The sequence below is a fragment of the Nocardia glycosmidis genome, assembly GCF_052545115.1.
Genome location: NZ_JBQWRH010000013.1, coordinates 56,349 through 80,341 on the forward strand (window position 1 = coordinate 56,349; position 23,993 = coordinate 80,341).

Sequence of the window (23,993 nt, forward strand, 5' to 3'; positions counted from 1 at the left end):
TTCGATTCGAATAGAAAAATCTCACAATAGACCCTGAGAAATATCCCTGGAGATTCCTTCTCGCACTCCTCGGTTTCCGGCAGCAGCGACATGTCCGCAGCAGCGTCTTCCCGCGGAATCCGATCCGTCGACCTGATTTTCACGGGAGAGCCGAATCACCTGTCGTCAGCACTATGGTCAACGAAATGGTGGATGCCGGCTTCAAGGGCTTCATACCGTGCGTCGTGGCCGCACCCGACCGTCGCCAGCCGCGCTTTGCCGCACACAAACGACAGGCTGCGACGCGGTCGGCCGACGGATTTCTCCGAACCGGCGTACGTTCCTTATCGATGAAGCGCCTCGGCTACGAGAACACGATGGTGTGCCGCCAGACGTTACCGCGAGACGGTCGATCACCATTCGACTGCGGGATCATCCGGAATTTCCAGCGATATATTCAACACGCCATGCGGCAAAATCCCAGCAGATCGAGCATGGATGTCGGCGATGCCCATGCCGCTCACTCCCTCGACGGCGCATGGCGCGCGCGTGGAGTTCCGCAAATACGCTTGCGTGTGACCCCATTGCCTACCTCCAAGGACCCGATACCGAAAAGCGAGAATCGCGTCGATTTCCCTGCCCAGGTTGTGCCCGAAAACCCTTCCCAGGTCCGAGCTTCCCTGGAAACAACCTATTCATATCGGACGATTCCCGCAATTGTATCCGCCTCCCTGGCGCTGATCGTCAAAAACGTTGGCACACAGGATCAAGTCCGTTCGGCACCGATCCGCCATTCCCGCGGAAGGAAGGGGGAAGCATTGGGCCGGTCGGGTCCGGCGCGGAATTGGTGAGCACTGAAGAGTGTTCGGCAGGATGGCACGGCCGGTGCCGACCGCGTGGGCCGCTGTTCGGCAGCCGAGCTCTCCGGCGCGGGATGCGACATCTGAGGTGACCGAGTACCTCGAACCCTCCGGGCGGGCCGAGTGTTCCGGTTCAGGTAGCCGATACGGTTGCCGTGTTGGATATCGTTGCAGTGGAGTCGGATTCACTGTCGTTGCACCGGCGGACCGCCGAGCGTGATGTCGCGCGAATGTCACTGCGTGTGCACGGGCGCCGTTGACGTGACGTCGGCCGATCGGCGGGGACGCTGTCCATGACAGGCGAACCGAGCGCGAGAGCTGCTGCGCGCCGGGCACGGTCAGCATGCGGTGGGAAGCCGACCGCTCGGCTCATCGTGGTAGTGGGCCGATAGGAGTTTGCACATTCCGAGAGAACCAGCAGCAGGAAAATTCTCCGCGCGATAAAATGCCGGCCAACCACGGCACGGACGGGAGGGAAGCGTGCGGGTGGCTATGACAAATGCGAGGCGCATTGTCCACAAAACGCTTCGGCTATAACAGTTCTGTCTACACGTTATGGCTTCGCTGATACCATCGCGTGATGTTCGCGGACCTCGAAGGTGGACGATGACACGTCGGATTTGTTCGGCGCAGCATGTTCGCTGGATCAATGCTGTGAATGCGCAGTGGCGGAATCTCATCGCTCGCTCCGGTCCCGATATTCGTATCGAGCGCCTGCTCGCACTCGAGTTCCACCGCCGCCCCCTATCAGGAGGTCCACAGCGTGTCAGCACCGGCTAGCAGCAACAATCTCTACACGCTACCTCGGGACCCGGACATGGATACGTTGCACGAAGGGATCCGGAACATCTTCTGCGCGATGACCTTCAAGCCATCCGGAGAAGGGAAGAGCACCCTCATCGCTCGTCGGGTCGATCGGAGCACACTGTCGCGCGTGAGCTCACGCCCGGGCGACATCTGGCGCGAGAAGCAGCACCTGTCCATGGACTACATGGAGTCATGGAAAGTGATCCATGTCATCGGAGGCCGAGTCGGGATCGAACAAAATGAGCGATCTTTTGTTCTCAGCCCAGGAGAAACCGGCGTCTACGACATGGACAGACCGTATCGGTTACACATTCCGAAACGTGCTTTTCTGGCGATCGTCTCGGTACCCAAGGACGCCCTGAACCTCGCCGGAAAGAACTCGAGAGATTTGACGACGGAGAAGCTCCCGAAAAGACCCGGCGTCACCACCTTGCTGGCCGGCTTCCTGGAGTGTCTGGCGACCGAGCTTCCCGTTCTCGACGAGCAAGCGCTGTTCGGCGTCAATTCCTCCGCCCGCGCACTTCTTTCGCTGGCACTGCACGAGCACTTCAACGAAGAACAACCGATAGATCGGCTCGAAAAAGAGACGATCCAGGCCGTCCGCGAATTCATTATGAGAAACATCATGAACCCGGAGCTCGCCCCGGCCCTGATCGCCAGCGCATTCCATATGTCTGTTCGTCAGCTACATAGAATGTTTCAGAACGAGGACGTCAGCGTAGGTCGAGAGATCCGGGTACAGCGAATGCGACGAGCCGCCGAAGAACTTCGCGATCCCCGTCGGCGGGGTCAGAAACTGAGCGACATCGCCGCCCGACTGGGCAGTCCTGATCCGTCCACATTCTCCCGCCAGTTCCGGTCCGTCATCGGTGTGTCACCCAGAGAGTACCGAGCCGCGCATCAGAGGTGACCCCGAACACTCGCCCGCCCTTCGAACGCCATCTCACGGTGTTTCTTCAGGCGAAATCCATTGGCCGACTGTGGAATACGGCTATTCGCGCCGCGGGGAGCAAAGCCTGCGCGGCCCGGTGAGGCCCGCCACCCTCGATCACGATGCCGTCGACCAGCATCGACGGTGTCTCCGGCCGACAACGACATTGCGTGACACTGACCACCAGATCGACGACAAACGTCCGCAGCCGGCCTCAGCCCGCTGATGGCCGCGTGTTCACTGCGCGTTGCCACGGTTCTTCGGTCGAAGCGCGCCATGCACACCAGCCCAAAGGCAGGTCGGCCAGCTGCGTGATAGACGGATCCCGGTTCACGACGTTCTCGAGACTGACGATCATGGCATGGTCGAGCTCGGCGTCAGCGGTGTGGAACTGCCATGCGCCATCGTCACTGTCGTGCGTGACGTAGGCGATCCAATGGCCCTCGCGGATGATTCGCCTGTCGACGAAGACAGGCACATTTCGTGGCTCCTCGAACACCCCTGGCTGGATCGGCATTCGACCACGGCCTCCTTCCGTTGCCTACATCAGAGAAGCTCCACCGTCCAACTTCCAGCCAGACCAAGAGACTGGGCCAACTGTAATGCCTACGAGTTCAGTCCGAAGCGGCCACGGCGCCCGCTGGCGAACGCACTGAATTGCCGATTACACAGTGACCAAGATCGTTACGAGACGCGTTGTGGCACTGGCGATTTCCCCAGGTTCGATGACATTTATTTATAACAATTACCGTGTACTCACGGCCAACTCGGAGAGCCTGCCGGCAAAGTGCAAAGAATGATCGGAGCGGAGAGCGGCAGGTTGCCTCTGTCACGGCGTCGGATTGAAGAGCCCGGGGTCGGAAACCTGCTGGCGCTGGACACTAGATGTGGTCTTCCAGGGGAGCAGGCCACATGTCGATGCGAGTCAACGGGGTGCGATGGCTGGGTAGGAGCTGCTCATATCGCTCGGGGGCGGTACTGAGGGCCGAGCGTGCTCGGGCCGCATAGTATTCGGCGTGGTCGGCGGAAGGGTGGCGGCGGAGGGCTTCGACGAGCCAACCGCCGGCTTGGCGGAGGGCTTCGGTGCGTGTGAGCGGCGGGTCGTTGGGCAACAGCAGGGTGGCGTGCTCGGGGGCGACGACGATTGCGGAGCCGAGGTGTTGCAGGCAGCGGCCGATACCGGGGTCGTCGTCGAGGACGCGGAAGGCGGTCAGGGCCAGTTGCCAGCAGCGCAGGGCGCGACGAGGTTCGCCCCGGGCCCACCACAGCGCGCCCATCGTTTCGTGCGTTTGAGCGCGTCCGTCGGGGTCCAAGCCGCCGCGGGTGAGGGATTCGGCGAGTCCGAGGCGATCTCCGGCGGCATCGAGACGTCCCTGTCTGATGTGCACGACGGCGAGGTTGATCAGCGCGCACACCTCGCCCGCGACATCACCGCGGGGCAGCAGCCACCACGCGGTTTCCAACCGATCGACAACACCGTCCAGATCCGGTGGTTCGGTAGCGAGCCGCCGCAATGCCTCGCGGTGTTCCCAGCGAGCCGCCAGGCTCGTCGACAGCCGCCACGGACGGTAACGCCGCGGCCGCTGCGCAAGCCGGCCCGCCCGCAGCAGTACCAGATCGCGGCTCAGCTCGTCTAGGCCGGAAAGCGAGCTCAGCTCAGCCGCCACCCCATGCCCGTTCTCCCCCAACCCGATTCGTGCGTACCACACGTCCAGGGCGTCACCGAGCCGGAGCAGGTGTGCGAGTGCGGCGGCGGGCAATGGCACGCCGGAGCTGGCGCACGCCGCCACCAGAGCACGCAGATACGGCTCCTCGGTTTCGAACCATCGGCGAGCTCCCCCGGCGAAGCGCCGCGATTCCAGCGCGATCGCCCAGCGGTCGGCCCGGTCGGCGTAGTGGTGGAGCAACGCGGTGAGCGCGGCACCCCACTCCGGTCCGGCCGTCACGGTAGCTCGATCCGGCAGTGCGGGCACCTGCCGCACACAGAACCGCTGGGCTCCGTGTTCGGCCAGGACACCCCGACGTCGCAGCCCTTCCAGCTGCATCGCCGCAGTGCGCCCCCAGGTTTCCCGCTCCAGCGGCAGCCTGCCCCTGGTGTCGCGAACAGCGTCGAGTACGGCCAGCAGTGCGATGCTCTCGTAATCGTGCGTGGGCAGGTCGCGGAGCACCGCCGCGAGAGTATGTCCGTCGAGTGCGTCGACTTCCTGCGGTGGCTGCGGATCCACCCGCGGTGCGTGGTCCGCCAGCGCGGGACCGGGTTCGACCAGACCCACGATCAGGTCCAGCTCGCGGGCGGTGCGCACCTTGACGCCATACCCGGCGGCGAACCGGTACAGCGCATAGGTCGCCGCGGCCGCGACGAACAGCACCGACAACCAGCGCAGTGTGCCGTTGAGAAACTGGACCACAGCGTTCTCGCCGAAAGAGTTGACCACGAGGGTGCGCACCAACTCGAACAGCACGGTGTAGGCCACTACCGACGCGGTGCCCAGAAACCCCTGCCAGATCGATGATCTCGGCGTCGCGGTCTGCCCGACCGCTTCGGTGGGCTCGGTGGGCGTACTCATCGGGCCGCCTCCCGCACCACACCGGATGATCCCGAAGTCTCATCGTGCCTCATCGCAGTACGAATCATCGCAGCACTCCCCCGGTCAGCCCCGGTACCAGCCAGCGCCGCCACGTCGCCAGCACCAGCGCCACCGGCAGCACTGCCGACGCCAGCGATCCCGCGGCCAGTTGCGCGGCGTTCTCACCGAACTGCCGCGCCTCGCCCCACAGCAGCAGCGACCACGGGCTCGCACCCGCTCCGCTGACCACGAGTCCGATGAAGAAATCGTTCCACACCTGCACGAACTCGAGTACCGCCACCGCCCCCAGCGCCGGCCCGGCGGATGCCAGCACCCGCCGCACGATCGTGCCGGGGCCGGCCAGGCCGTGCAGAGCATCGGCCGCGGCGCTGCCCGGCGGTGCGAGCATGGCACCACGCAGGACCAGGATCGCGATCGGCAACCCCGCGGCGGCATGCACCAGGATCAACGGGATTCGGGTCCCGGACAGGTCATGAGCATCGATGAAGCCAGCGACCGGCCCGAGATAGGTCTGCGCCGGGATCACCGCGAGCACCACCAATCCCACCACGGCCAGCCGCGCCGCGGGCCCGTTCGGACGCAACGCGGCCAACCGATACGCCACCGGCAACGCCGCGGTCACCACGACAACCGTCACGATCGCCGCCACCCACGCGGTGGTCTGCAGCGAGCGCCACAGTCCATCGTCACCCCGGACCAGGCCGATCGCGGAGAATCCGAACCCCTCGTGCCCGATCAGCGCGGTGTAGACGAGCACGCCGATCGGAAACAGTGCCAGCACCGTGACCACCGCGATACCGGCCGCCGGAACCGGGGAGAGGCGACGCTGCCCGGTCATCGAAACAGCATGCACCGCAGACCAACTCGTGCGATGCCTGCGCACATCGACCTGGAGCAGCCACGCGACGACGCCGACGAGTACCGCGAGCGGAAGCGCATAAGCGGCCGCGGCACCGGAATCGACATCGGCCAGCCTCCACCAGTGCACCGTCGCACTGTCCACCTGATACTCGAGCGCCCCTGGCACCCCGATCAGCACGACGTCGAATACTCGCGCCGCCGCGACCCCGACCGCCAGACCGACGATCAGCACCACCGGTCGCAGCAACTCGTACAACCGGACCATGAGCAGCCTCGTGTCGTCGCGATACAAATATCCGGCGCGCGCCGGATCAGCCTCGATCGCATGGATGCCCGCACGAAACAGCCCGGTGAGAAACCCCAGCCAGGTCCACAGGAACGCCGACCCCAGCATCGCCGCCAGCCACCATCGGTAGGTCGCCACGTCCTCGATGCCCAGCCGGCGAGCGCCGTAGCCGAAGATCACCCGGAACGCCACACCGGACACGAACGCCGACACCCCGAACGGCACGATCAGCGGCAACCACAGCCACCGTGCCCCCCGCCCCCACCAGGCGATCACCAAGGCCAGAATCATCAGGCCGATGCCGAACACCACCCACACCAGGGTGCGCAGGTAAGCGCCGCGTCCTTCGGCGCTCATCGTGCCGTTCAGCAACCACAACCCGCCGCCCATTACGGCGATCGACAACAGCCACACCAGCATTCGCTGCCGCGGCCCAGCTGATCGTCCGCGCGGCAGGACGGGCAGCAATGCACCCGCCACGATCAGGCCGCAAGCGATCACGCTGCCCGGACGCGCCCGCGCGGCGATCAACACCGTCCATCCGGTCGGAACGACCAGCAGCGCCACCGTCAGCACCGTCACCGGCAGCGCGGCCGCCCAGCCGAGCCAGCGTCGCGGCCTGCCGCCGGGAACCAGTGGTCCGCGCATGCGGCGCGTGGCCAACTCGAGGCGCAGGCCGTTGACATCGAAACCCGTCGGCGTCATCGGCGCCGCCGCTCGAAGTCGTCCAGGGCGGCGATCGCGCGATCGATGGACTCGGCAACCGGTGTCTGTGCGCCGTCTCCGACGGCGATCAGGAACTCTGTCAGCACCCGCCACAATCCTTGCCGCCCGCCTACCGCGCCGATCCGGTCGGACAGGTCGAAGGCGCTGCGCGTCGGCAGCTCGCGTGCCGAGGGCGCGAGCAGCGGCGAATAGTCGGCAACGGTGCGCAGGTTCGGCGCGAGGAACCCGCCGTAGCGTTCGATCCACGGCAGCGGTGCACGCGCCCCGGTCAGTTTCTCGATGAGTTCGTCCGCGCGCCCGCGCGCCTCCCGAGTCACCACCATCACGTCACCACCGACGATCTTCGGTCGGCCCGGCACCGCCGTGATGGACGGAAACGGCGCGACGGCGACCACATCCTCGATCTTGCGTCCGGACGCGCGTACCGCGCTGCGCACGATCGGCTCCGCGAAATCGGGAGCGACGACCGCCACAGCGCGGCGATGCTCGAACACATCCCGGATGGCGTCCGGGAACTGGCGGGTCAACGCGACTCCGACACCACCGGGAAAGGCATGGCGATGCCCCCACAACACCCCGAGGTGCCCTAACGCCGCCCGCACCGCGCGGTTGTTCCACTCTCGAGCGGTTTTCGACGCCAATTCGTCGTAGACCTCGGGGGATTCGGCCAGCAATGCGTTTTCGAAGAAATCGGTCAGCACCCATCCGTCGGCGGCGGCCAACGCGAGCAGGCGAACCGGCGACTGCGCCAGCACCTCCATCCGATTCACCCAGTCCGCCAGGGTCCATTCGGCCGGATCACCGAGACGATGGGCGGCGAATTGCTGGCGATCGAACCACACCAGCGACTTGTCAGCGGCCTTGAACGGCACACCGAACGGCTTGCCGCCGTAGCGCAACAAAAGTTGCCAGTGCTCGGCGTAGCGCGCGCCGAACTCGTCGGTCCATACCGTCTCCGCGATCGGCCGCAACTCGCGCTTTTCCGCGAGCCCGCGCACCCGCCCCGCCTGCGGCAGCATCACCACATCCGGCGCGGACCGGCCACCCGCGGTGAACGCGGTGTCGGTGTTGTCGCCGAGGGGGATCACTTCGACGTCGAACCCGAGGTGCAGTTCATCGACGACCGCGTGAAAGGCCGCCAGTTCCGAACCGCTCCAGGAGACCCCGACCCGCACCGCATCAGCACTGCCCAACAGCAGGTCAGGCGCGCATGCGGCGGCAAACGGGAAGACCAGTCCCGCTTGCAGAACCGCTCTACGCTTCCCCATCGACCCCCGATATCGTTGCCTACCAGCGAAACTCGATTATGCGTCAAAAACGGCCACCGGTGGGCAATTTCGCGATCTTCGCACCGCCCGCACCACCGTCCTGGTGGCGGCGATCATCTTCCGCGGCTCGCAGGATCGTCGGCTCGCAGGATGATCGCGACAACCGTGCAGGCGGGTACCGACATCGGCAGCATCATCGACGTTGCGATCGCGCTCATCGGGCCGCGCGTCCAACACCCGACCGCGGTTACCACTCCGGTTCGGTGGCAACCGCTATCGTGCGTCATCGAATGCGCCATTGGTCAGCACCGGCACCACCGCGCTGACGTCGAGTTCGGTCGCGACAGCGACGTCCCCAGCGAATCCGCTGTCGGCCAACTCTCGTCCCGAGGCACAATCGGCGATCAGCGTCGGTATGTCGGTGATGCCCACAGAGCCGGCCATCGCGGCAGCAGCTTCTGGTGACAGCGGTCCGGCGCCGCTGCGCGCGAGGGCCGCGACGATCGCTCCCGCACCAACCCAATCTTCGATTGCCGGGCGCAGAAGGTCCTCGCCGGGCCAGTGCTCACCAGCAGCGACCACGGAGACCGGCTGCCGCACAGTTCCCCACCCTTGGCGAACGATCCAGCCGGCGACCGCAGTCGCATTGCGCAGACATCCCGCGATCACCGGCACACCATCGACAGCCGCCGAAATCGCCGAACCATTGGGCGAGGGCAACACCAGCCGCTCCGCAGCCGGTGCCCGCCGCAACCCCGCCGGAGACAGCGACCACGGCTGCTGCTCCGACACCGATCGCCGCCCCACCGCCACCACCGCGCCCCGCTGCGCCGCGAACTCCGCGGCCCCGCCGTCCCGCCATGGATACGGCAGGACTCGCGTTCCCCTCTCGACAGCGACCGACACCGACGTCGTGAACGACAGGACATCGACCACCACCACGCACGCGCTGCCCGGCCCCAGCGCCCTCGCCCCGGCTAGGCCCCACTCCAGACGCACACCCCACGATTCCTGCCGCGCCCAGTCCGCAACCACGCGCACGCCTCCTTTCCTTCCCGAAGCCCACCGATTCCCTGAAACCCATGCCATACCGCCCTGCTTCAGCAGATCCGGTCGATCGAACCTGCCGAAGAATGCGGATGACTCGCTTTCGTGGTTCAGAGCTCGGACAAACGAGGCGGCGGCGCGCTATGTGTGAGGATGGGACCCACTGCCACGAGGCTGCCGGGTTTGCGTCCTCGACCCCATCCGATCTCCTTGCGGTAGCGACCGATGTGGTCGGCACGGACCGTCTCGTGATCGGCCAGCGGCGTCGCCGCGGGATCGACGTACAGCGCGTCCGTGGGGCAATACGCCTCGCACATGAAGCAGGTCTGGCAATCGGATTGCCGTGCGATGACCGGGATACCACCCTCGCCGCGGTCGAAGACGTTCGTCGGGCACACGTCCACGCACTTGTCGCAGCCGATGCAGTCACCCGCGCGCAGGATCTCGATCATCGGGCCACCGCCACAGTGCTGCCGGCCGCCGTGGCCGTCGCGGTCCACACCGCGTCGAGCCCGCCGGACAGGACGTGGTGATGCTGCTCGGGGTCCAGATCCGGATGATCGGCGCGCTTGCTCATGCCGCGCGTCTCGGTGCGTGCCAGCGTCGACCGATACATCAACCGGCCCACGGCAGTGATCGCGGCGGCCTCCCGCGCACGGACCCGCTCGGCTCCGGTGCCGCCGCCGAGGCCACGGGTGGCCAGATCCCACACGCTGTCCAGCGTCGCGAGCGCGGGCCGGATGCGGTCACCATGTCGCAGGAAGTTCTTCTCGAACGGAATCAACTCCTCGCGCGCGGCCGCTAGAACATCCTCCGCCCGGACCGATTCCGAGGTCTCCGGACGCAAACCGGTCCGCCCGGCGCCATGGAGCACGCAATCGCGGGCGCGCGCCGACCCCAGCGCGAAGACCGCCGCGCCACGACCGGCCCAACTGCCCGACGACATCGCCCACGCCGAGTTGTGGCTGCCGCCGCCGGTGAATCCGCCGCAGATCCGCTCACGGGTCGCCGCGTCACCCGCGGCGTACAGGCCGGAAACCGTAGTGGCACAGTCGTCATCGACCACGTCGATACCGCCGGTTCCCCGAACGGTACCCTCGGCCAGCATATCCACCTCGAACCGGTCGGTGAACGGATCGATACCGCGCCGGTCGAACTGCAGGAAGAAGTTCGGCTGCCCGAGCCGCATCTGCGCCGCGACGGTGGCGTCGGCGCGGTCGAGCTGCGCGAACACCTTCTCCCGCAACAGTGTTCGCGCGATCACCGAACGCCCCTTGGTCGACCCCGCACCCTCGAGCACCCGCCCGTCTTCATGGAAGAACGTCGCGTAGCCGTAGTAGGCGGTCTTCGTGATAGTCGACCCCTTCGGCACGATCGCGTACGCGTTGGAGAACTCCATGCCGGAGAAACGCGCACCGACTTCAGCCGCCATCAACGCGCCATCACCGGTGTCCACATTGGTGCCCAGCGCCCGCGACAGGAACGCACAGCCGCCGCTCGCGAGGACCACCGCACCGGCGGCGATACGGTAGTCGCGGCCGGCTTGGCGCTGATAGCCCGCAGCGCCGCGCACCACACCATCGTCATCGACCAGCAATTCCAACGCGGGAGAGTGATCGAGAATGCGCACACCGACCCGCTTCACCCACGCACGCATGCGGCGCATGTACTCCGGACCTTGCACACCGGTGCGAATCTGCTCGCCGGTGTTCGGGTCCACCGGGAACGGGTACCGCCCCTCCACCGCAAGACGATTCATGTTCGTGTAGGTCTGCTCGAGCACCCGGTCCATCCAGTAGTGATCGGCCAAATGCCCGCCCAGGGCTTCCCGGCTGGCTTTCGCGTTCGCCCGCGCGGTCTCCTCCGGCGCGACGTACCACACGCCGGTTCCGGAAGGGGCGGTGGCGCCACTGGTGCCGCAGTAGCCCTTGTCCACCAACGTCACCTCGGCACCGGCCTCGCGAGCATGGATCGCGGCCCAGCAGGCGGCCGGCCCGCCGCCGATCACCAAGACATCCGTGCTGATCTGCAACGGTTCGCTCATATGTCTACTCCTGTCGGTACTTCGGGATTCACGCCGAGTGCGAGCAGCAGCCGGCGGCGGAGTGCGGAGAATTCGGGGTCGACCACAGGAAGCCCAGCCCAACCGGATCCAGCTGCAATGTCATCGGACATGGTCCTCACACGAGAAGTACTGCCGGAAACAGTAAGGCGCGTGATCCGTTCACAGAACGATTGCAATCACTACGATCCTGAACCGATGCCCGCCGCACGATGCGCGGCGCTTCCCCGTCTTCACCAGGCGAGATATCCGCCGGCAGCACCGCGTCCTCAGCCGGGCAGGAAATTTGCCGAGCGGTCCGGGTTGGGTGTGGTACACAGCGTTCGATCAGAGGCGCTCGGTGGGTTCGGCCATAGCCGGCACCTCGCGCTGAGCTGTTGCCGGAACACCGGTTCCGCCGAGCCGCGCGGCGAGAGCGGGCAGCGCGTCCGCGCAGCTCGCGTCGAGCGTCCGCGCCGCCAACTCGTCGCCGCGGTTACGACCACGATTGAATAAGTGCGGCTATGCCGTCAATGCCGCCAGCCCCGTTCGGCGGCGTCGAGGGCGTCCACGAGTTCCTCGCCCCGAAACACCCTCGTCCCGACCACCGAATGAAATCGCCCAGTGCGGTAGCACGTACCTACCGGTTTCGTCGCCGAGGACTGGAGCTCTCAGCGGTCGCGATCACCGCGGCGCCGGTGATCACACTTCCTTATCGACCAGACGCGCGATCACCACTCCGGTCACGAGGCCCCAGAACGCCGCGCTGATTCCGCCGAAATTGTGTCCCGCGATGGTCACGAGAAAGGCCACGAGCGCACCGGTGCTCGCCACACCGGAGAACCCTGCCACAAACGCGCCTCTGAGTGCGGCGATCATCGCCAGCCCCGCCAACGCGGCGACGAAGACGACGGGCAGGGCCAGCACCACACCGACCGAAACGCCGGCGAAAAGCCCTACCGCCATGGCCAATACACCGCAGCAGATCCCGGCGGTGTACTGATGCTCTCGCTTCCCAGACGCCGTGAGCAGCGCGTTGCTGGGACCGGTCAGGCAGGTCGACACCGCGCCCACCGCGGCGTTGAGCGCCGACCATATCCCGCAGGCGGCGGTGGCCGCAGTGATCGGCACCCGATGACCCGCGGCCTCGAGCACCACGATCCCTTGCCCGTTCTGTACCACCACCACCGTGACCGCCAGCGGCACAACGAGCTCGGTCAGTGCGGGAACGCTGAATTCCGGGGTGGTGAACACTGGCGCGACCACTGGACTGAGGCCGGTGGCGACGGGAGTGAAATCGCCGGTGAGGACCACCGCCGCAGCACCGACAACCAGTGCACCTAGCACCGGCGGGATGATCGCGCCGATGCGTGTGGCGCAGGAAAGCAACACGAAAACCGCGATCATCGGTACGGCGATCACGGCCGCCTTGGTGACCGAGTCGACCAGACCGACACCGAACTGCACGAAGACCCCGGCAACCATCGCCATGACCACCGGCGTGGGAAGCAGGGCCATCACCCGGGAGACAACACCCGACACACCGAGGACCAGAATCAGCGCGGCGGTCACGAAATATGCTCCGACGACCTGCGCCCAGGGCAGATGCGTGAGCGCGTCACCCACGAGAACAGTGCCCGGGATAGTCCACATGAATGCCATCGGACGCCGATATGTCCATGAGGCGACCACGGTCAGCAATCCGTTGAGGAAGAACGCGCCCAGGATCCAGGAGGCAAGTTGCCCGGCGGTGAGACCTCCACGCTGTGCCGCGGTGACGATCACCGCCAGCGGTCCGGTGCAGGAGAAGGTGATCGCGATCAGCCCATTCGCGGCCGTGCGCGGCGTGAGATCACGCAGGACCTGTCGCGGGGACGGCACCGGCTGCTCCGGACGCCACGACTCGACCCGAGTACCCTCTGCCCGCATGACCGTCCGGTCACTCACCACAGCGGTCTCCCGTACTGCCCCGAGCGGCCGTGCCGACAGGCACCGCTGCGCCCGCGCACGCGACCACAACCACACCGATGAGGGTGGCTGAGCCTGCGGCACTCGCGGCGCCGGCGATGAAGAATCGGTCGACTATCTCGGTCATGAATTCCTTCGGGGACTGGCTGTGTCCGACAGGGCTTCACGATGTCAGCCGGACTCCGCCATCACACCAGGCAAATGCCTAGTGCTGACCCAGCATGCCCGCAGCCTGGAGCAAATCCTCGATATCGGCCGTGCCGCACCGACAACCGGCGGCGATCAGCCACTGGACGCGCTGATCGCGCGGGTTCCGGTCGAAACCGGATGGCCGCAGCGGTCTCCTCGGCTCATCAACGGAATGCGCATTTCCTCGCCGCGGGCGTACCCGCGATCCTGATTAAAATCAACTCGATTCGTACCGTACGGAACCGGGGGCGATATCCGTACAGTGACGCGAAATGGTCCCATCATCCGATCTGTGAGGCTGTGAAATTCTTGCCGACGACTATTTTCGGGTCTGGTTTCGATGAATTCGCCGCGTAATCCACGATATAACGTGATTTCTTTCCCGAATAACCGAGTTGCCCCGTGACTGTTTACCGGCAAGACGAGATGCCGGCTGAATTCACCTCGTTGCGGCCACTGCTGTTCACCGTCTACGTGCCCGCGGCGGCATACGGAATCGGCATGGGAGCGGCAGCGCCCGTCATGGCACTCACCGCACTCGATCTCGGCGCGTCACCGGCTGTCGCGGGCCTCACCGTCGCCTTCGTCGGACTCGGGCAGATACTCGGCGACATTCCCGCGGGCCAGGTCGTCGCCCGGCTCGGCGAACGGATATCGATCATCGCCGCGAGCACCGCGGGATTGATCGGCGTGCTGTTGTGCTTGTTCGCCCCTACCGTACCGATCCTGGGCGCAGGTCTGATAATCGTCGGATTGTCGAATGCGGTCTGGGGACTGGCCCGGATGAGCTATTTATCCGAGGTGGTCCCGTTCGAGCGCAGAGCGCGGGCAATGTCGCTTTTCGGCGGAGCCATGCGACTGGGGTTTTTCGTCGGCCCGTTTCTCGGGGCAGCCGCCATCACCGGTTTCGGCACGCGTGGCGGATTCGCCGTCCAGCTGATCGCCATCGTGCTCGCCGGATGGCTGATGGCCCGACTGCCGGATCCACCGACAGCGGAGGCGGCGACACCGCGACCACCGCTGTCCTTGATCGCAGTCGCACGAGCCCACCGTCACCTGTTGCTGACGCTGGGCGCCGGGTCGTTGCTGATGGGCGTCGGGCGTGCGTCGCGGGAGGCCGTGCTACCGCTCTGGGCCGATCATCTCGGCGTCAGCGCCGCGACCGCGAGTCTGATATTCGGCGTCGGCGCGGGACTGGATGTAGTGTGCGCCTACCCTGCGGGCCATTTGATGGACCGATACGGCCGGCGGTTCATCGCCGTGCCCTCGCTGGCCATCCTGGCCGTCGCCTATCTCACGGTGCCGCTGACCGACTCGGCGCTCACGCTGAGTGTGGTCGCGATCGTCATGGGCATCGGAAACGGGATCGGCAACGGCGTGATCATGACCATCGGCGCCGACATCGCACCCGACGTCAGCCGTGCCGAGTTCCTCGCCGCGTGGCGGCTCACCCATGACGGCGGCTTCTTCGTAGGACCGTTGGCCATCAGCGGACTGGCGGCGATCGGCCCACTGGCCGTCGCGATCCTGACCATCGGAGGGGTGTCGGCGCTCGGCGCCGGGGTGATGGCCCGATACATCCCGGTGTTCATCCCATGGCCGAGAAAGATCGACTAAAAGCAAGGCTCGACATGATGCTCGACGGAGGGCCAGGCGAACGGATCGGGCTGCCCGCCGCGCCGGGCAGCCCGATCCTCCGCATCCGCTACTTCGACGCCTGCGAGTTGTACTTGTTGCTGTAGAACTTCGACGGTTCGAGGGAACCGGTGATCGCTCCGGTGTCGCGCAACCAATCCTCCCAGCGCACGAAGTCCCCGTCGACGATCTGGCCATAGGCAGCCGGCACGCCTACCGACAGCCAGTACTTCACGGACGAAGCGTCCTCGCCTGAACGCTTGCGCTTGTCGATGATCGCGGTGAACTTCGCGATGACCTGCTCACGCGGCGTCGTCTTCTGCCATTCGATCGCCTTCGCAACCCCGTCGACGAACGCTCGGACGGTATCGGGGTTCTTGGCGATGAAGTCGTTCCGGAAGATGTACTGACCGCCGTTGAACGGACCGAACTGCTCGTAATCGGTGAACACCGGACGGAGTCCGCCGTTCGCGAGCGCACGCTGCTGGAACTGTCCGCTCAAGCCGGCGACGTCGATCTGCCCACGCCGCAGGGCATCCTCGGTGTTCGGTGGAGGCAGAGCCACCAGCTGAACCGACTTGATCTGCTGATCGGTGAGACCGACCCTCTTCAACGCGGTGTGAATGTCGGCCTCAGCCTGACCACCGAGCGTATTCACGCCGATCTTCTTGTCCAGCAAATCTTTCGGTGTCTTGATCGCGCTGTTCTCGGGTACATAGAACCCGGTGAACGTCTTATCATCGGCACCGTAGTAGTTCACCACCGCCGTGATCGGGGCTCCGCTCTGCGCGAGTTTGGCCACCGCGCCGCCGAAAGCGCCGCCGAAGTCGACTTGGCCCGTTGCCGCCGATTGAATGTCCTGGGGGCCGCTGATGGTGTTGCCCTGCCATTCGAGCTTCACTTTGCCGTCGAAGAAGCCCAGTTCTTCGGCCAGCTCGGGGATGATGACCTGAGAGGGCCAGCCCTGGTAACGCAGGACCGGCACGCCGCCCGACGTACGGACTTTCCCTCCTCCACATGCGGTCAGGAGCATCGCCGCCGTCGTGGCGACAATCGCGCCTATCAGAAACCTGCTGTGCGCTCTCACGCTCGTAACTCTCCTTCGCTACACCAGCGACGCAGCAGCGCGTCGCAGTGCAGCGATCTTTGAGCAATCGCTGATCAACGTAAATATTTGTCTTCGGTGAGATTCGAAATCTCGCCCTCGCCGGTGTCCCGACCACCCGCTGACCATTCGCGACGCACACCATGCCGTGGCGAGATTCGCCAGGGTCCCTGCACCGCCCGCGATACCCGTTCGGCGAGGTCAGACGCGCCTCATCACCGAAACAACCTTCCCGAGTACGACCGCCGCATCGCCGTTGATAGCCTCGTAAACCGGGTTGCGCGGCTCCAAGTACACATGCCCGTTGCGCCGCCGATACACCTTCACGGTCGCCTCGCCATCGATCATCGCCGCGACGATCTCACCGGAGTGCGCGTCGTGCTGTTTGCGGATCACCACGATGTCCCCGTCGCAGATGGCCGCGTCGATCATCGAATCACCCCGCACTCGCAGTCCGAACACCGTTCCGCGCCCGACGAGTTCGCGCGGCAACGCCAGCACGTTCTCGGCATGCTCCTCGGCCACGATCGGCACTCCCGCCGCGATATCGCCGATTACCGCAACCGCGACCGAATCCGCCGGCTCCCGCTGCGCCGGCCCCGGTACGAACATCCGTACGTCGATCGGACGCGACATGCTCCGCCCACGCCGCAGAAAACCACGCTCCTCCAAGCTTTTCAGGTGCTTGGACACCGACGATGCGGACCGCAGACCCACCGCGTCGCCGATCTCCCGCGTGCTCGGCGGATATCCGTACCGCACCACCCACTCTCGAATCGTGGCGAGAATCAGCTGCTGTCGCGGCGGCAATGTCGAGGTGTCGAGATGCTCGAACGAGTCGAACTGGTCGAATCCGGTCACCTGGGGAATGGTAAAGGGGTGGACCGACGATCCGCGCCGGCAACCTCGCGCACCACTGCCACCCGACCGCCACGGTTTCGGTCCGCCAGTTATGTCAGGCAGCGACGCAGTTCGAAAATGCGGAACTCACGACCGCCGGAGAGTTCGTATTCCATTGTGTAGCCAGGCCAGAACTCGACCGCGAGATCCCAGAAACGCTCGCGCTCCGCACCCGTGATCTCGCGGATCGCGACCTGGAACTGTTCGCCTTTGCACCGGACCGAGGCTGACTCGGCGGCACGCAGATTCGCCGACCATGCAGGATGTTCGGGACTTCCCCAATTCGAACCGAGAACGATGACGTCCCCGTCATGCGGAACATACAGTAGCGAGGTGGTGCGCGGAATTCCGGTCCTGCGACCCGCCACGGTGACTTCGATCGAAGGCAACCCCGCAAGATCGAGCACGCCCACCCGACCGCCACTGCCCCCGCGAATCAGCCGCTCCACCCGCAACACGACCGGCGCCCAGTGCATCACCCAGCGCCGCTGGGCGAGCCACCGAGCCAACTGAGGCAACGGATTCGAGACCATCGTCGAATCCTCACACGGCCCCGGTACCGGATGAATCGATCAGCCTGAACCGAGGGCCCATCTCATAAGCGGCATCCGCCACCTCACGGTCCCAGGCTGCACAGTGCGCGCTACAGCGCCCTGCTCCTCCCCGTCCTTGTTGGTTTGCGGTTCGTGAGATTCGTGGATTTAGTATGGATCGAATACATTTTTAAATGCGCATATCTACGTAACCACATGCGATATCGCGATCGAGGTGAATGACGGCCCTTTTCGGAAATGCTGTACCGCCCGCCTTGCTCCGAAGCAGCGGCTCTCCCACTCTCCTCGTGAGATGTCCATGTCCGTACCCCTCCCCTTCCCCCACTTCGCCGAAAACGGACAATCGACCAGTTACCGGTCCCCCGCTGCGGCACCCACCGTCCCGTTGGACGGTGATCCGGGGAATACAGACCAGTTGAATACTGGTCCTCACCAGTCCCCTGCGCCTTCCCGGGCACCGGTGGTGCCGACGTCGACCGGTTGACCTCCGCCGATCCCGATCTGATCCATTTCCTCGGCAACCACCACAGCGGCGGCAACTGAAAACGCTCAGCCCCCGGTCGGTCCGTCCGCGAGGTGTGCGGTCGTGCCCGACCAAAGCCGCTGGAGCACTCGCACGGCCGGCTCCACGGTGGTGACCAGACCGACGCCTTGCCCGGCGTCGATCGGCGCCACCGCGGGGTCGTCCGCTGCGATCGCCGCGGCCAAGGCTGTCCGGGCAGACAGATCCGCGGCGAGCTCGTCCTCCCGCCCGCTCCACCGATCGGTGAACTCGGTCCGGAGCACTCGTGCGGGAAAGCGTGCGGGCCAGGGCAACTCCATCCCGACGTCATAGGCACGGGTCAGGATGGTGTCCTCGGCGCGCGCGGCGAGCAGCGTCTGCCGACCCGCCTCCGACAGCAGGGATTCCTCGCAGGCCGCCAGACAAGTACCCAGCCACGCGCCGCTGGCGCCGGCGCGGAGCACGGCCGCCAAGTCCGCGGACCCACCGATCCCGCCTGCCGCGAGCACCGGAACCGACGTGACGTTCAGCACCGAGTCCAGCAGCGGCAGCAAAGTCGAGGTCACCGCGCCATGACCACCGCCTTCGACGCCGCGCGCCACGAGGACACCGACACCGGCATCTTCCGCCCGCCGCGCGTCCTGCGCGCTGTACACCTGAGTGGCCGCGAGTATCCCCGCGTCTGTGACCCGGGTGACCCAGTCCAGCTCGCAGCCGAAGCTCACGGAGATCAATGTGGGCCGAGCCGCGATCGCGACGTCCAACAATTCCGGCTCCGCGGCGACCACCCAGTCGACCAGGCCTATGCCGAACGGGCCGTCGAGGTCACGGACATACGGCAGTTCCCGTTCGAGCGCTCGGACCGATCCGGCGCTGCCCATCCCGATCATGCCGAGGCCGCCCGCGGACGTCACCGCCGCGGCGAGCCGTCCGCCCGCGACTGCGCCCATCGGGGCATTGACCAGTGGAATCCGCGCGCCCATCCGGTGTGCCCAGGCGAGCGGCGCACGCGGGCCGCGCGCGGGAGGACGTCGTTTCTCGGCTGCCATCACGCGTTCCATCGCAGGACAGCTTAGCCCGGGATCGCGCCCGGACCCCGGTCACCGATACGCCAACCCGGTCATGGACTCGGTCGGCATGCGCGTCCTTGTCGTACGGACGTGTCGGTACGGCGATCGTTCGGGGACTCCCCACCCGCTTCGGGTCAGCCGCGATATCCGACCATGTCCAGCAGCGCGTCTAGCTGGTGTTCGAACAATTCGTCGCGGTCGGCGAAAGTCTCGGCACCGTACATATCGAAAACGTCCGCGCTCACCGCGCCGAACAGGCCGACCCAGAACGTCACGCCGCGAACCAGCAACCAGTCGGGCAGGTCGAGCCGGAACTCGTCCCGGATCCGCGCGAAACTGCCCGCCAGCGGAGCGGATACCCGCGGCTCGCGGGTGGGCGCCGCGAGCTTGCCCGCCTCCAAGGCGCCCGCGAACAGGGTTTGCATGGTGGCGATCACCCGCGTCCCCGGCGCGATCGTCTCGGCGGCGGGCGCGTCGTAGCCGGGCACCGGCGTGCCGAACAGCAAGCCGTAGCGAGCCGGTTCGGCCAGCGCCCAGCCGCGCACGGTGCGGCCGAGGACGCGCAGCCGGTCGATCGGATCTTCCGTCGCGCCGGCCAGTGCGGCGTCCACCGCGTCGCCGAGCGCGTTGTAGCCGTCCACTACGAGCAGGGTGAGCAATTCGTCACGGCTGCGGACGTACCGGTAGACAGCCGAGGAAACTACGCCGAGGTCGCGCGCCACGGCGCGCAACGAGAGCGCGGCGGCGCCGTCGGTCGCCAGATGTTCCCGTCCGATCCGGACGATGTCGTTCATGGTCTGCGCCCTCGCGCGGGCGCGGGGTGTTGTCGGCATAACAGAAACAATGCTCGCTATAAAGAGCATATGTCAACTATCGAGAGCAATGCTCCACCATGGCGTTCCCAGCGTAAAAGGCCCGTTCGCGCCCGATCGACAGTCTCGTCGACTTGCGAACCGTTACTTACTCGGGAGTAGTGTTAGCCCTGTCACTGGCCACACGATGAGGAGTTCCACATGGACCAGCGGACGACCGATTTCGACGTACTGGTCATCGGTTCGGGGTTCGGCGGCAGCGTCACCGCGCTGCGGCTGGTGGAGAAGGGATACCACGTCGGCCTGCTCGAGGCGGGCCGGCGCTTCGCCGACGACGAGCTGCCCAAGACCAGCTGGGAGCTGAAGAAGTTCCTCTGGGCGCCCGCACTGGGCTGCTACGGCATCCAGCGCATCCATCCGCTGCGCAACGTCCTCATCCTCGGCGGCGCCGGTGTCGGCGGCGGCTCGTTGAACTACGCGAACACCTTGTACGTGCCGCCGGAGCCGTTCTTCCAGGACTCCCAGTGGCGCGGCATCACCGACTGGCGCGAGGAGCTGACCCCGTACTACGAGCGGGCGCAGCAGATGCTCGGCGTGGTGCGCAACCCACACATGACGCCTGCCGATGAGGTCTTCAAAGCCGTCGCCGACGATATGGGCGTCGGCGACACGTTCGTGCAGACGCCGGTGGGCGTGTTCTTCGGTGAGCCGGGCAAGACTGTCCCCGATCCGTATTTCGGCGGCGTCGGCCCCGAACGCACCGGGTGCGTCGAATGTGGCGACTGTATGGTGGGCTGCAAGTACGGCGCGAAGAACACCCTCGTCAAGAACTACCTGTATCTTGCCGAAAAGGCCGGGGCCGAGGTGATTGCGATGACGACGGTCACCGCGATCCGGCCGCACCCCGACGGGACCTGGGACGTCTCCACCGTCCGCACCGGCGCGTGGACGCGGAAGAACCCGCAGACCCGCACCGCGGCCCATGTGGTGCTCGCCGCCGGAACGCGCGGCACCCAGAAGTTGCTGTTCGCGATGCGCGACCAAGGTGTGTTGCCGAATCTGTCGGATCGGCTTGGCGTGCTGACCCGCACCAATTCCGAGTCGATCGTCGGCGCGGCCACCAAGAAGGTCACTCCCGGCGTCGACTTCACCGAGGGCGTCGCGATCACCTCCTCGATCCACCCCACCCCCGACACCCACATCGAGCCGGTCCGCTACGGGAAGGGGTCGAACTCCATGGGCCTGCTACAGACGCTCATGGTCGACGGCGGCGGCCGAATCCCGCGCTGGCTACGGTTCCTCGGCATGGTGCTGCGGCACCCGATGGACCTACTCAGCTTCCTGAGCACCGAGAACTGGAGCGAACGCACGATCATCTCGCTGGTCATGCAGCATCTGGACAATTCGATCACCACCTACACCAAACGTGGTTTGTTCGGCCGCAAACTCACCAGCAAGCAGGGGCACGGAGAGCCCAACCCGACCTGGATTCCCGTCGGCAACGACGTGACCCGCCGCGTCGCCGAGAAAATCGGCGGAATCCCGGGCGGCAGTTGGGGCGAAGTCGTCAATATCCCGCTCACCGCCCATTTCCTCGGCGGCGCGGTGATCGGCGCCGACGCCGCACACGGCGTGATCGACGGCTATCACCGCGTGTACGGCTACCCGACCCTGAGCGTGGTGGACGGTGCGGCGGTCTCGGCGAACCTGGGCGTGAACCCCTCGCTGACCATTACCGCGCAGGCTGAGCGCGCGGCAGCATATTGGCCGAACAAGGGCGAAGCGGACCTGCGGCCTCCGGTGGGCACCGGATATCGGCGGATCGCGCCGGTCGCGCCGGTCAACCCGATGGTGCCGGCGAGTTCACCTGCGGCGCTGGTGCTTCCGATAGTCGAAATTCGGGAGGCGCCGGCTGCCGGTTAGGCGCGGCACGGATGTTCGCCCTTCGCGCGAATCGCGACGCGCTTGTGCGACCCAGGTATAGCGGCGGTCGAGTTCGCCCTGCGGCACCTGGCGCTCGAGGATCTGATCCGCACACTGCGGGTACCGCAGGGCCCGGCGACCGGACGCGCAACGTGCCGTCCAGCCAACCTGGCGACGCTTGTTTCCGCCGGACCGAGATACCATAACCGTCCGCGTAGCAAACTCTGCTCAACTAGCCTTTAACTGGTCTTTTATAGGCAAAAAACCAGGAGGCGATCTGTGAGCAAACTACGGCGTGCCCTGCTCGGCCCCCTGACGATGGCGACCGCGATCGTTCTCGTCGTGACGGGATGCGACGACGACGCATCGAGCCCGCCTCGTCTCGGTACGCCATCCGGCTCCGCGGTGATGCCCAACCAGGTCGCCGGTGTGCCGATTCCGGACGGCCGGATCGACGACGCGGTGGCCGAACTCGATGAACTCGCCGAAGGGCTGCTCACCTCCGCCAGGATCCCCGGCATGGCGGTTGCGGTGGTACATCGCGGGAAAGTGGTGTACAGCAAGGGATTCGGCGTCCGTAATATCGTCACCAAGGAGAAAGTGGACCCGGATACGGTCTTTCAGCTCGCGTCAGTGTCCAAGCCGATCGGAGCGACCGTCGTCGCCCGCCGGATCGCCGCCGGTGGCGTCGAGTGGGACACCCCGGTGCACACGTTGCTGCCGTCGTTCGCGCTCGCCGATCCGTACGTCACCGAGCACGCCACGATCGGCGATCTGTACGCGCACCGCTCCGGGCTGCCAGACCACGCGGGTGACCTGCTGGAAGACCTCGGCTATGACCGTCAGCAGGTACTCGACCGGCTGCGGCTGCTGCCGTTGGGCCCCTTCCGGAATTCCTACGAGTACACCAATTTCGGCGTGACCGCGGCGGCCGTTGCGGTGGCATCCACCGCGGGCACCGACTGGGAGTCGTTGTCGGAGCAGACCCTCTATGGTCCGCTCGGCATGGACTCGACCAGTTCGCGCTACGCCGACTTCACCACCCGCGCCAACCGCGCCGAGGGGCACGTGCTGGTCGACGATGCGTACGCGGTGGCCGACCCGCCACGCCGGCCGGACGCGCAGTCGCCGGCGGGCGGGGTCAGTTCATCGGTCGCCGACCTGGCCAAGTGGATGACGATGGTGCTTGGGAATGGTTCCGTGGGTAGCTCGGTGCTCGTACCGCCGGAAGATCTGCTGCCCGCCGTCTCGCCGCAGGTGGTATCGGCGCCACCGAAAACGCTGGACGCACGCGCCGGGTTCTACGGATTCGGCTTCACCGTGAGCGACTCGGCCGCAGGGCGGGTACTCCTCGGTCATTCCGGGGCGTTCAGCCTCGGCGCGGGCACCGCGTTCACGCTGATCCCGTCCGCCGACGTCGGCATCGTGACATTGACCAACGCGGCACCTGTCGGTGTGCCCGAAACACTGAATGCCGAGTTCACCGACCTGGTCCAATTCGGAAAGATCCAACAGGACTGGCGTACGTTGTACCGGAAGGCATTCCAACCGCTGAGTGCGCCGACCGGCGCACTCAGCGGCAAACAGCCGCCATCCGATCCCGTGGCGGCCCAACCGATGCCGAATTACGCGGGCAGCTACGACAACGCCTACTACGGACCAGCGACGGTCGGCGTCACCGACAATTCCCTCACCCTCACCTTGGGGCCGAAGAACATGACCTTCCCACTGAGACATTGGAGCGGCGACACCTTCGTCTTCACCCCGCTCGGCGAGAACGCCAACCGGGGCACGGTTTCCCAAGCGAGCTTCGACGGCAACCAGCTCACGCTCGAGTACTACGACGCCGACCGGCTCGGCGTCTTCACTCGCAGGTAACGGTCAGCCGCCGCCAGGTCCGTCGAAGCGCGGTGCCTCATCGACGGCCGGCATGGGCAATTC

General features: G+C 66.0%; 18 protein-coding genes. 5 read left to right on the forward strand and 13 right to left on the reverse strand.

Features of this window, described 5'->3' with window-relative positions; genetic code table 11:
* Positions 1–173 precede the first annotated feature (173 nt).
* On the forward strand, positions 174–830 hold the full coding sequence (locus tag ACT86A_RS17570) for a hypothetical protein (RefSeq protein WP_445093229.1): 657 nt from the start codon (positions 174–176) through the stop codon (positions 828–830).
* Between the two features lie 826 nt (positions 831–1,656).
* Entirely contained in the window at positions 1,657–2,556 is a 900-nt protein-coding gene (locus ACT86A_RS17575) for a helix-turn-helix domain-containing protein (protein WP_445093230.1), read from the forward strand.
* A 235-nt stretch (positions 2,557–2,791) separates the two neighbouring features.
* Here the strand turns inward: ACT86A_RS17575 and ACT86A_RS17580 are convergent, their stop codons facing one another.
* From ACT86A_RS17580 to ACT86A_RS17615, 8 genes are all read right to left on the reverse strand, one after another.
* Positions 2,792–3,055 carry a hypothetical protein gene (locus tag ACT86A_RS17580; protein WP_445093231.1) on the reverse strand — a complete coding sequence of 88 codons (264 nt, stop codon included), beginning with the start codon at positions 3,053–3,055 and terminating at the stop codon, positions 2,792–2,794.
* Between the two features lie 403 nt (positions 3,056–3,458).
* Positions 3,459–5,144 (reverse strand): hypothetical protein, encoded by a 1,686-nt coding sequence (locus ACT86A_RS17585; RefSeq protein WP_445093232.1) that lies wholly within the window; start codon positions 5,142–5,144, stop codon positions 3,459–3,461.
* 64 nt (positions 5,145–5,208) lie between these two features.
* A complete protein-coding gene (locus tag ACT86A_RS17590; protein ID WP_445093233.1) occupies positions 5,209–7,017 on the reverse strand; it encodes a hypothetical protein in 1,809 nt (602 codons plus the stop codon).
* Positions 7,014–8,306, reverse strand: a complete 1,293-nt coding sequence (locus ACT86A_RS17595) for an ABC transporter substrate-binding protein (protein WP_445093234.1) — start codon at positions 8,304–8,306, stop codon at positions 7,014–7,016. The genes ACT86A_RS17590 and ACT86A_RS17595 overlap by 4 nt, the downstream gene beginning before the upstream one ends.
* 273 nt (positions 8,307–8,579) lie before the next feature.
* The gene (locus tag ACT86A_RS17600) at positions 8,580–9,347 is read right to left on the reverse strand and encodes a 2-phosphosulfolactate phosphatase (RefSeq protein WP_445093235.1); all 768 of its coding nucleotides are present in this window, start codon (positions 9,345–9,347) and stop codon (positions 8,580–8,582) included.
* Positions 9,348–9,463: 116 nt separating this feature from the next.
* On the reverse strand, positions 9,464–9,805 hold the full coding sequence (locus ACT86A_RS17605) for a 4Fe-4S dicluster domain-containing protein (protein WP_445093236.1): 342 nt from the start codon (positions 9,803–9,805) through the stop codon (positions 9,464–9,466).
* Positions 9,802–11,397 (reverse strand): FAD-dependent oxidoreductase, encoded by a 1,596-nt coding sequence (locus ACT86A_RS17610; protein ID WP_445093237.1) that lies wholly within the window; start codon positions 11,395–11,397, stop codon positions 9,802–9,804. The genes ACT86A_RS17605 and ACT86A_RS17610 overlap by 4 nt, the downstream gene beginning before the upstream one ends.
* Before the next feature lie 699 nt (positions 11,398–12,096).
* A complete protein-coding gene (locus tag ACT86A_RS17615; RefSeq protein WP_445093238.1) occupies positions 12,097–13,323 on the reverse strand; it encodes a benzoate/H(+) symporter BenE family transporter in 1,227 nt (408 codons plus the stop codon).
* 654 nt (positions 13,324–13,977) lie between these two features.
* Here ACT86A_RS17615 and ACT86A_RS17620 point away from each other — a divergent pair.
* On the forward strand, positions 13,978–15,168 hold the full coding sequence (locus tag ACT86A_RS17620) for an MFS transporter (RefSeq protein WP_445093335.1): 1,191 nt from the start codon (positions 13,978–13,980) through the stop codon (positions 15,166–15,168).
* An 88-nt stretch (positions 15,169–15,256) separates the two neighbouring features.
* Here the strand turns inward: ACT86A_RS17620 and ACT86A_RS17625 are convergent, their stop codons facing one another.
* The 5 genes from ACT86A_RS17625 to ACT86A_RS17645 form a co-directional block, all read right to left on the reverse strand.
* Positions 15,257–16,273, reverse strand: a complete 1,017-nt coding sequence (locus tag ACT86A_RS17625) for an ABC transporter substrate-binding protein (protein WP_445093239.1) — start codon at positions 16,271–16,273, stop codon at positions 15,257–15,259.
* Between the two features lie 219 nt (positions 16,274–16,492).
* Positions 16,493–17,152 carry a transcriptional repressor LexA gene (lexA, locus tag ACT86A_RS17630; RefSeq protein WP_445093240.1) on the reverse strand — a complete coding sequence of 220 codons (660 nt, stop codon included), beginning with the start codon at positions 17,150–17,152 and terminating at the stop codon, positions 16,493–16,495.
* A gap of 89 nt (positions 17,153–17,241) precedes the next feature.
* The gene (locus ACT86A_RS17635) at positions 17,242–17,724 is read right to left on the reverse strand and encodes a nitroreductase family deazaflavin-dependent oxidoreductase (RefSeq protein WP_445093241.1); all 483 of its coding nucleotides are present in this window, start codon (positions 17,722–17,724) and stop codon (positions 17,242–17,244) included.
* Between the two features lie 570 nt (positions 17,725–18,294).
* A complete protein-coding gene (locus ACT86A_RS17640) occupies positions 18,295–19,230 on the reverse strand; it encodes an NAD(P)H-dependent flavin oxidoreductase (RefSeq protein WP_445093336.1) in 936 nt (311 codons plus the stop codon).
* Between the two features lie 221 nt (positions 19,231–19,451).
* Positions 19,452–20,150, reverse strand: coding sequence for a TetR/AcrR family transcriptional regulator (locus tag ACT86A_RS17645; RefSeq protein ID WP_445093242.1), 699 nt, complete (start codon positions 20,148–20,150; stop codon positions 19,452–19,454).
* Between the two features lie 180 nt (positions 20,151–20,330).
* On the opposite strand from ACT86A_RS17645, the gene ACT86A_RS17650 reads away from it, so the two are divergent.
* Both ACT86A_RS17650 and ACT86A_RS17655 read left to right on the forward strand, forming a co-directional pair.
* Complete coding sequence (locus tag ACT86A_RS17650) at positions 20,331–22,052, forward strand: GMC oxidoreductase (protein ID WP_445093243.1); 1,722 nt, start codon at positions 20,331–20,333, stop codon at positions 22,050–22,052.
* A gap of 318 nt (positions 22,053–22,370) precedes the next feature.
* Positions 22,371–23,930 (forward strand): serine hydrolase, encoded by a 1,560-nt coding sequence (locus tag ACT86A_RS17655; RefSeq protein WP_445093337.1) that lies wholly within the window; start codon positions 22,371–22,373, stop codon positions 23,928–23,930.
* Positions 23,931–23,993 lie beyond the last annotated feature (63 nt).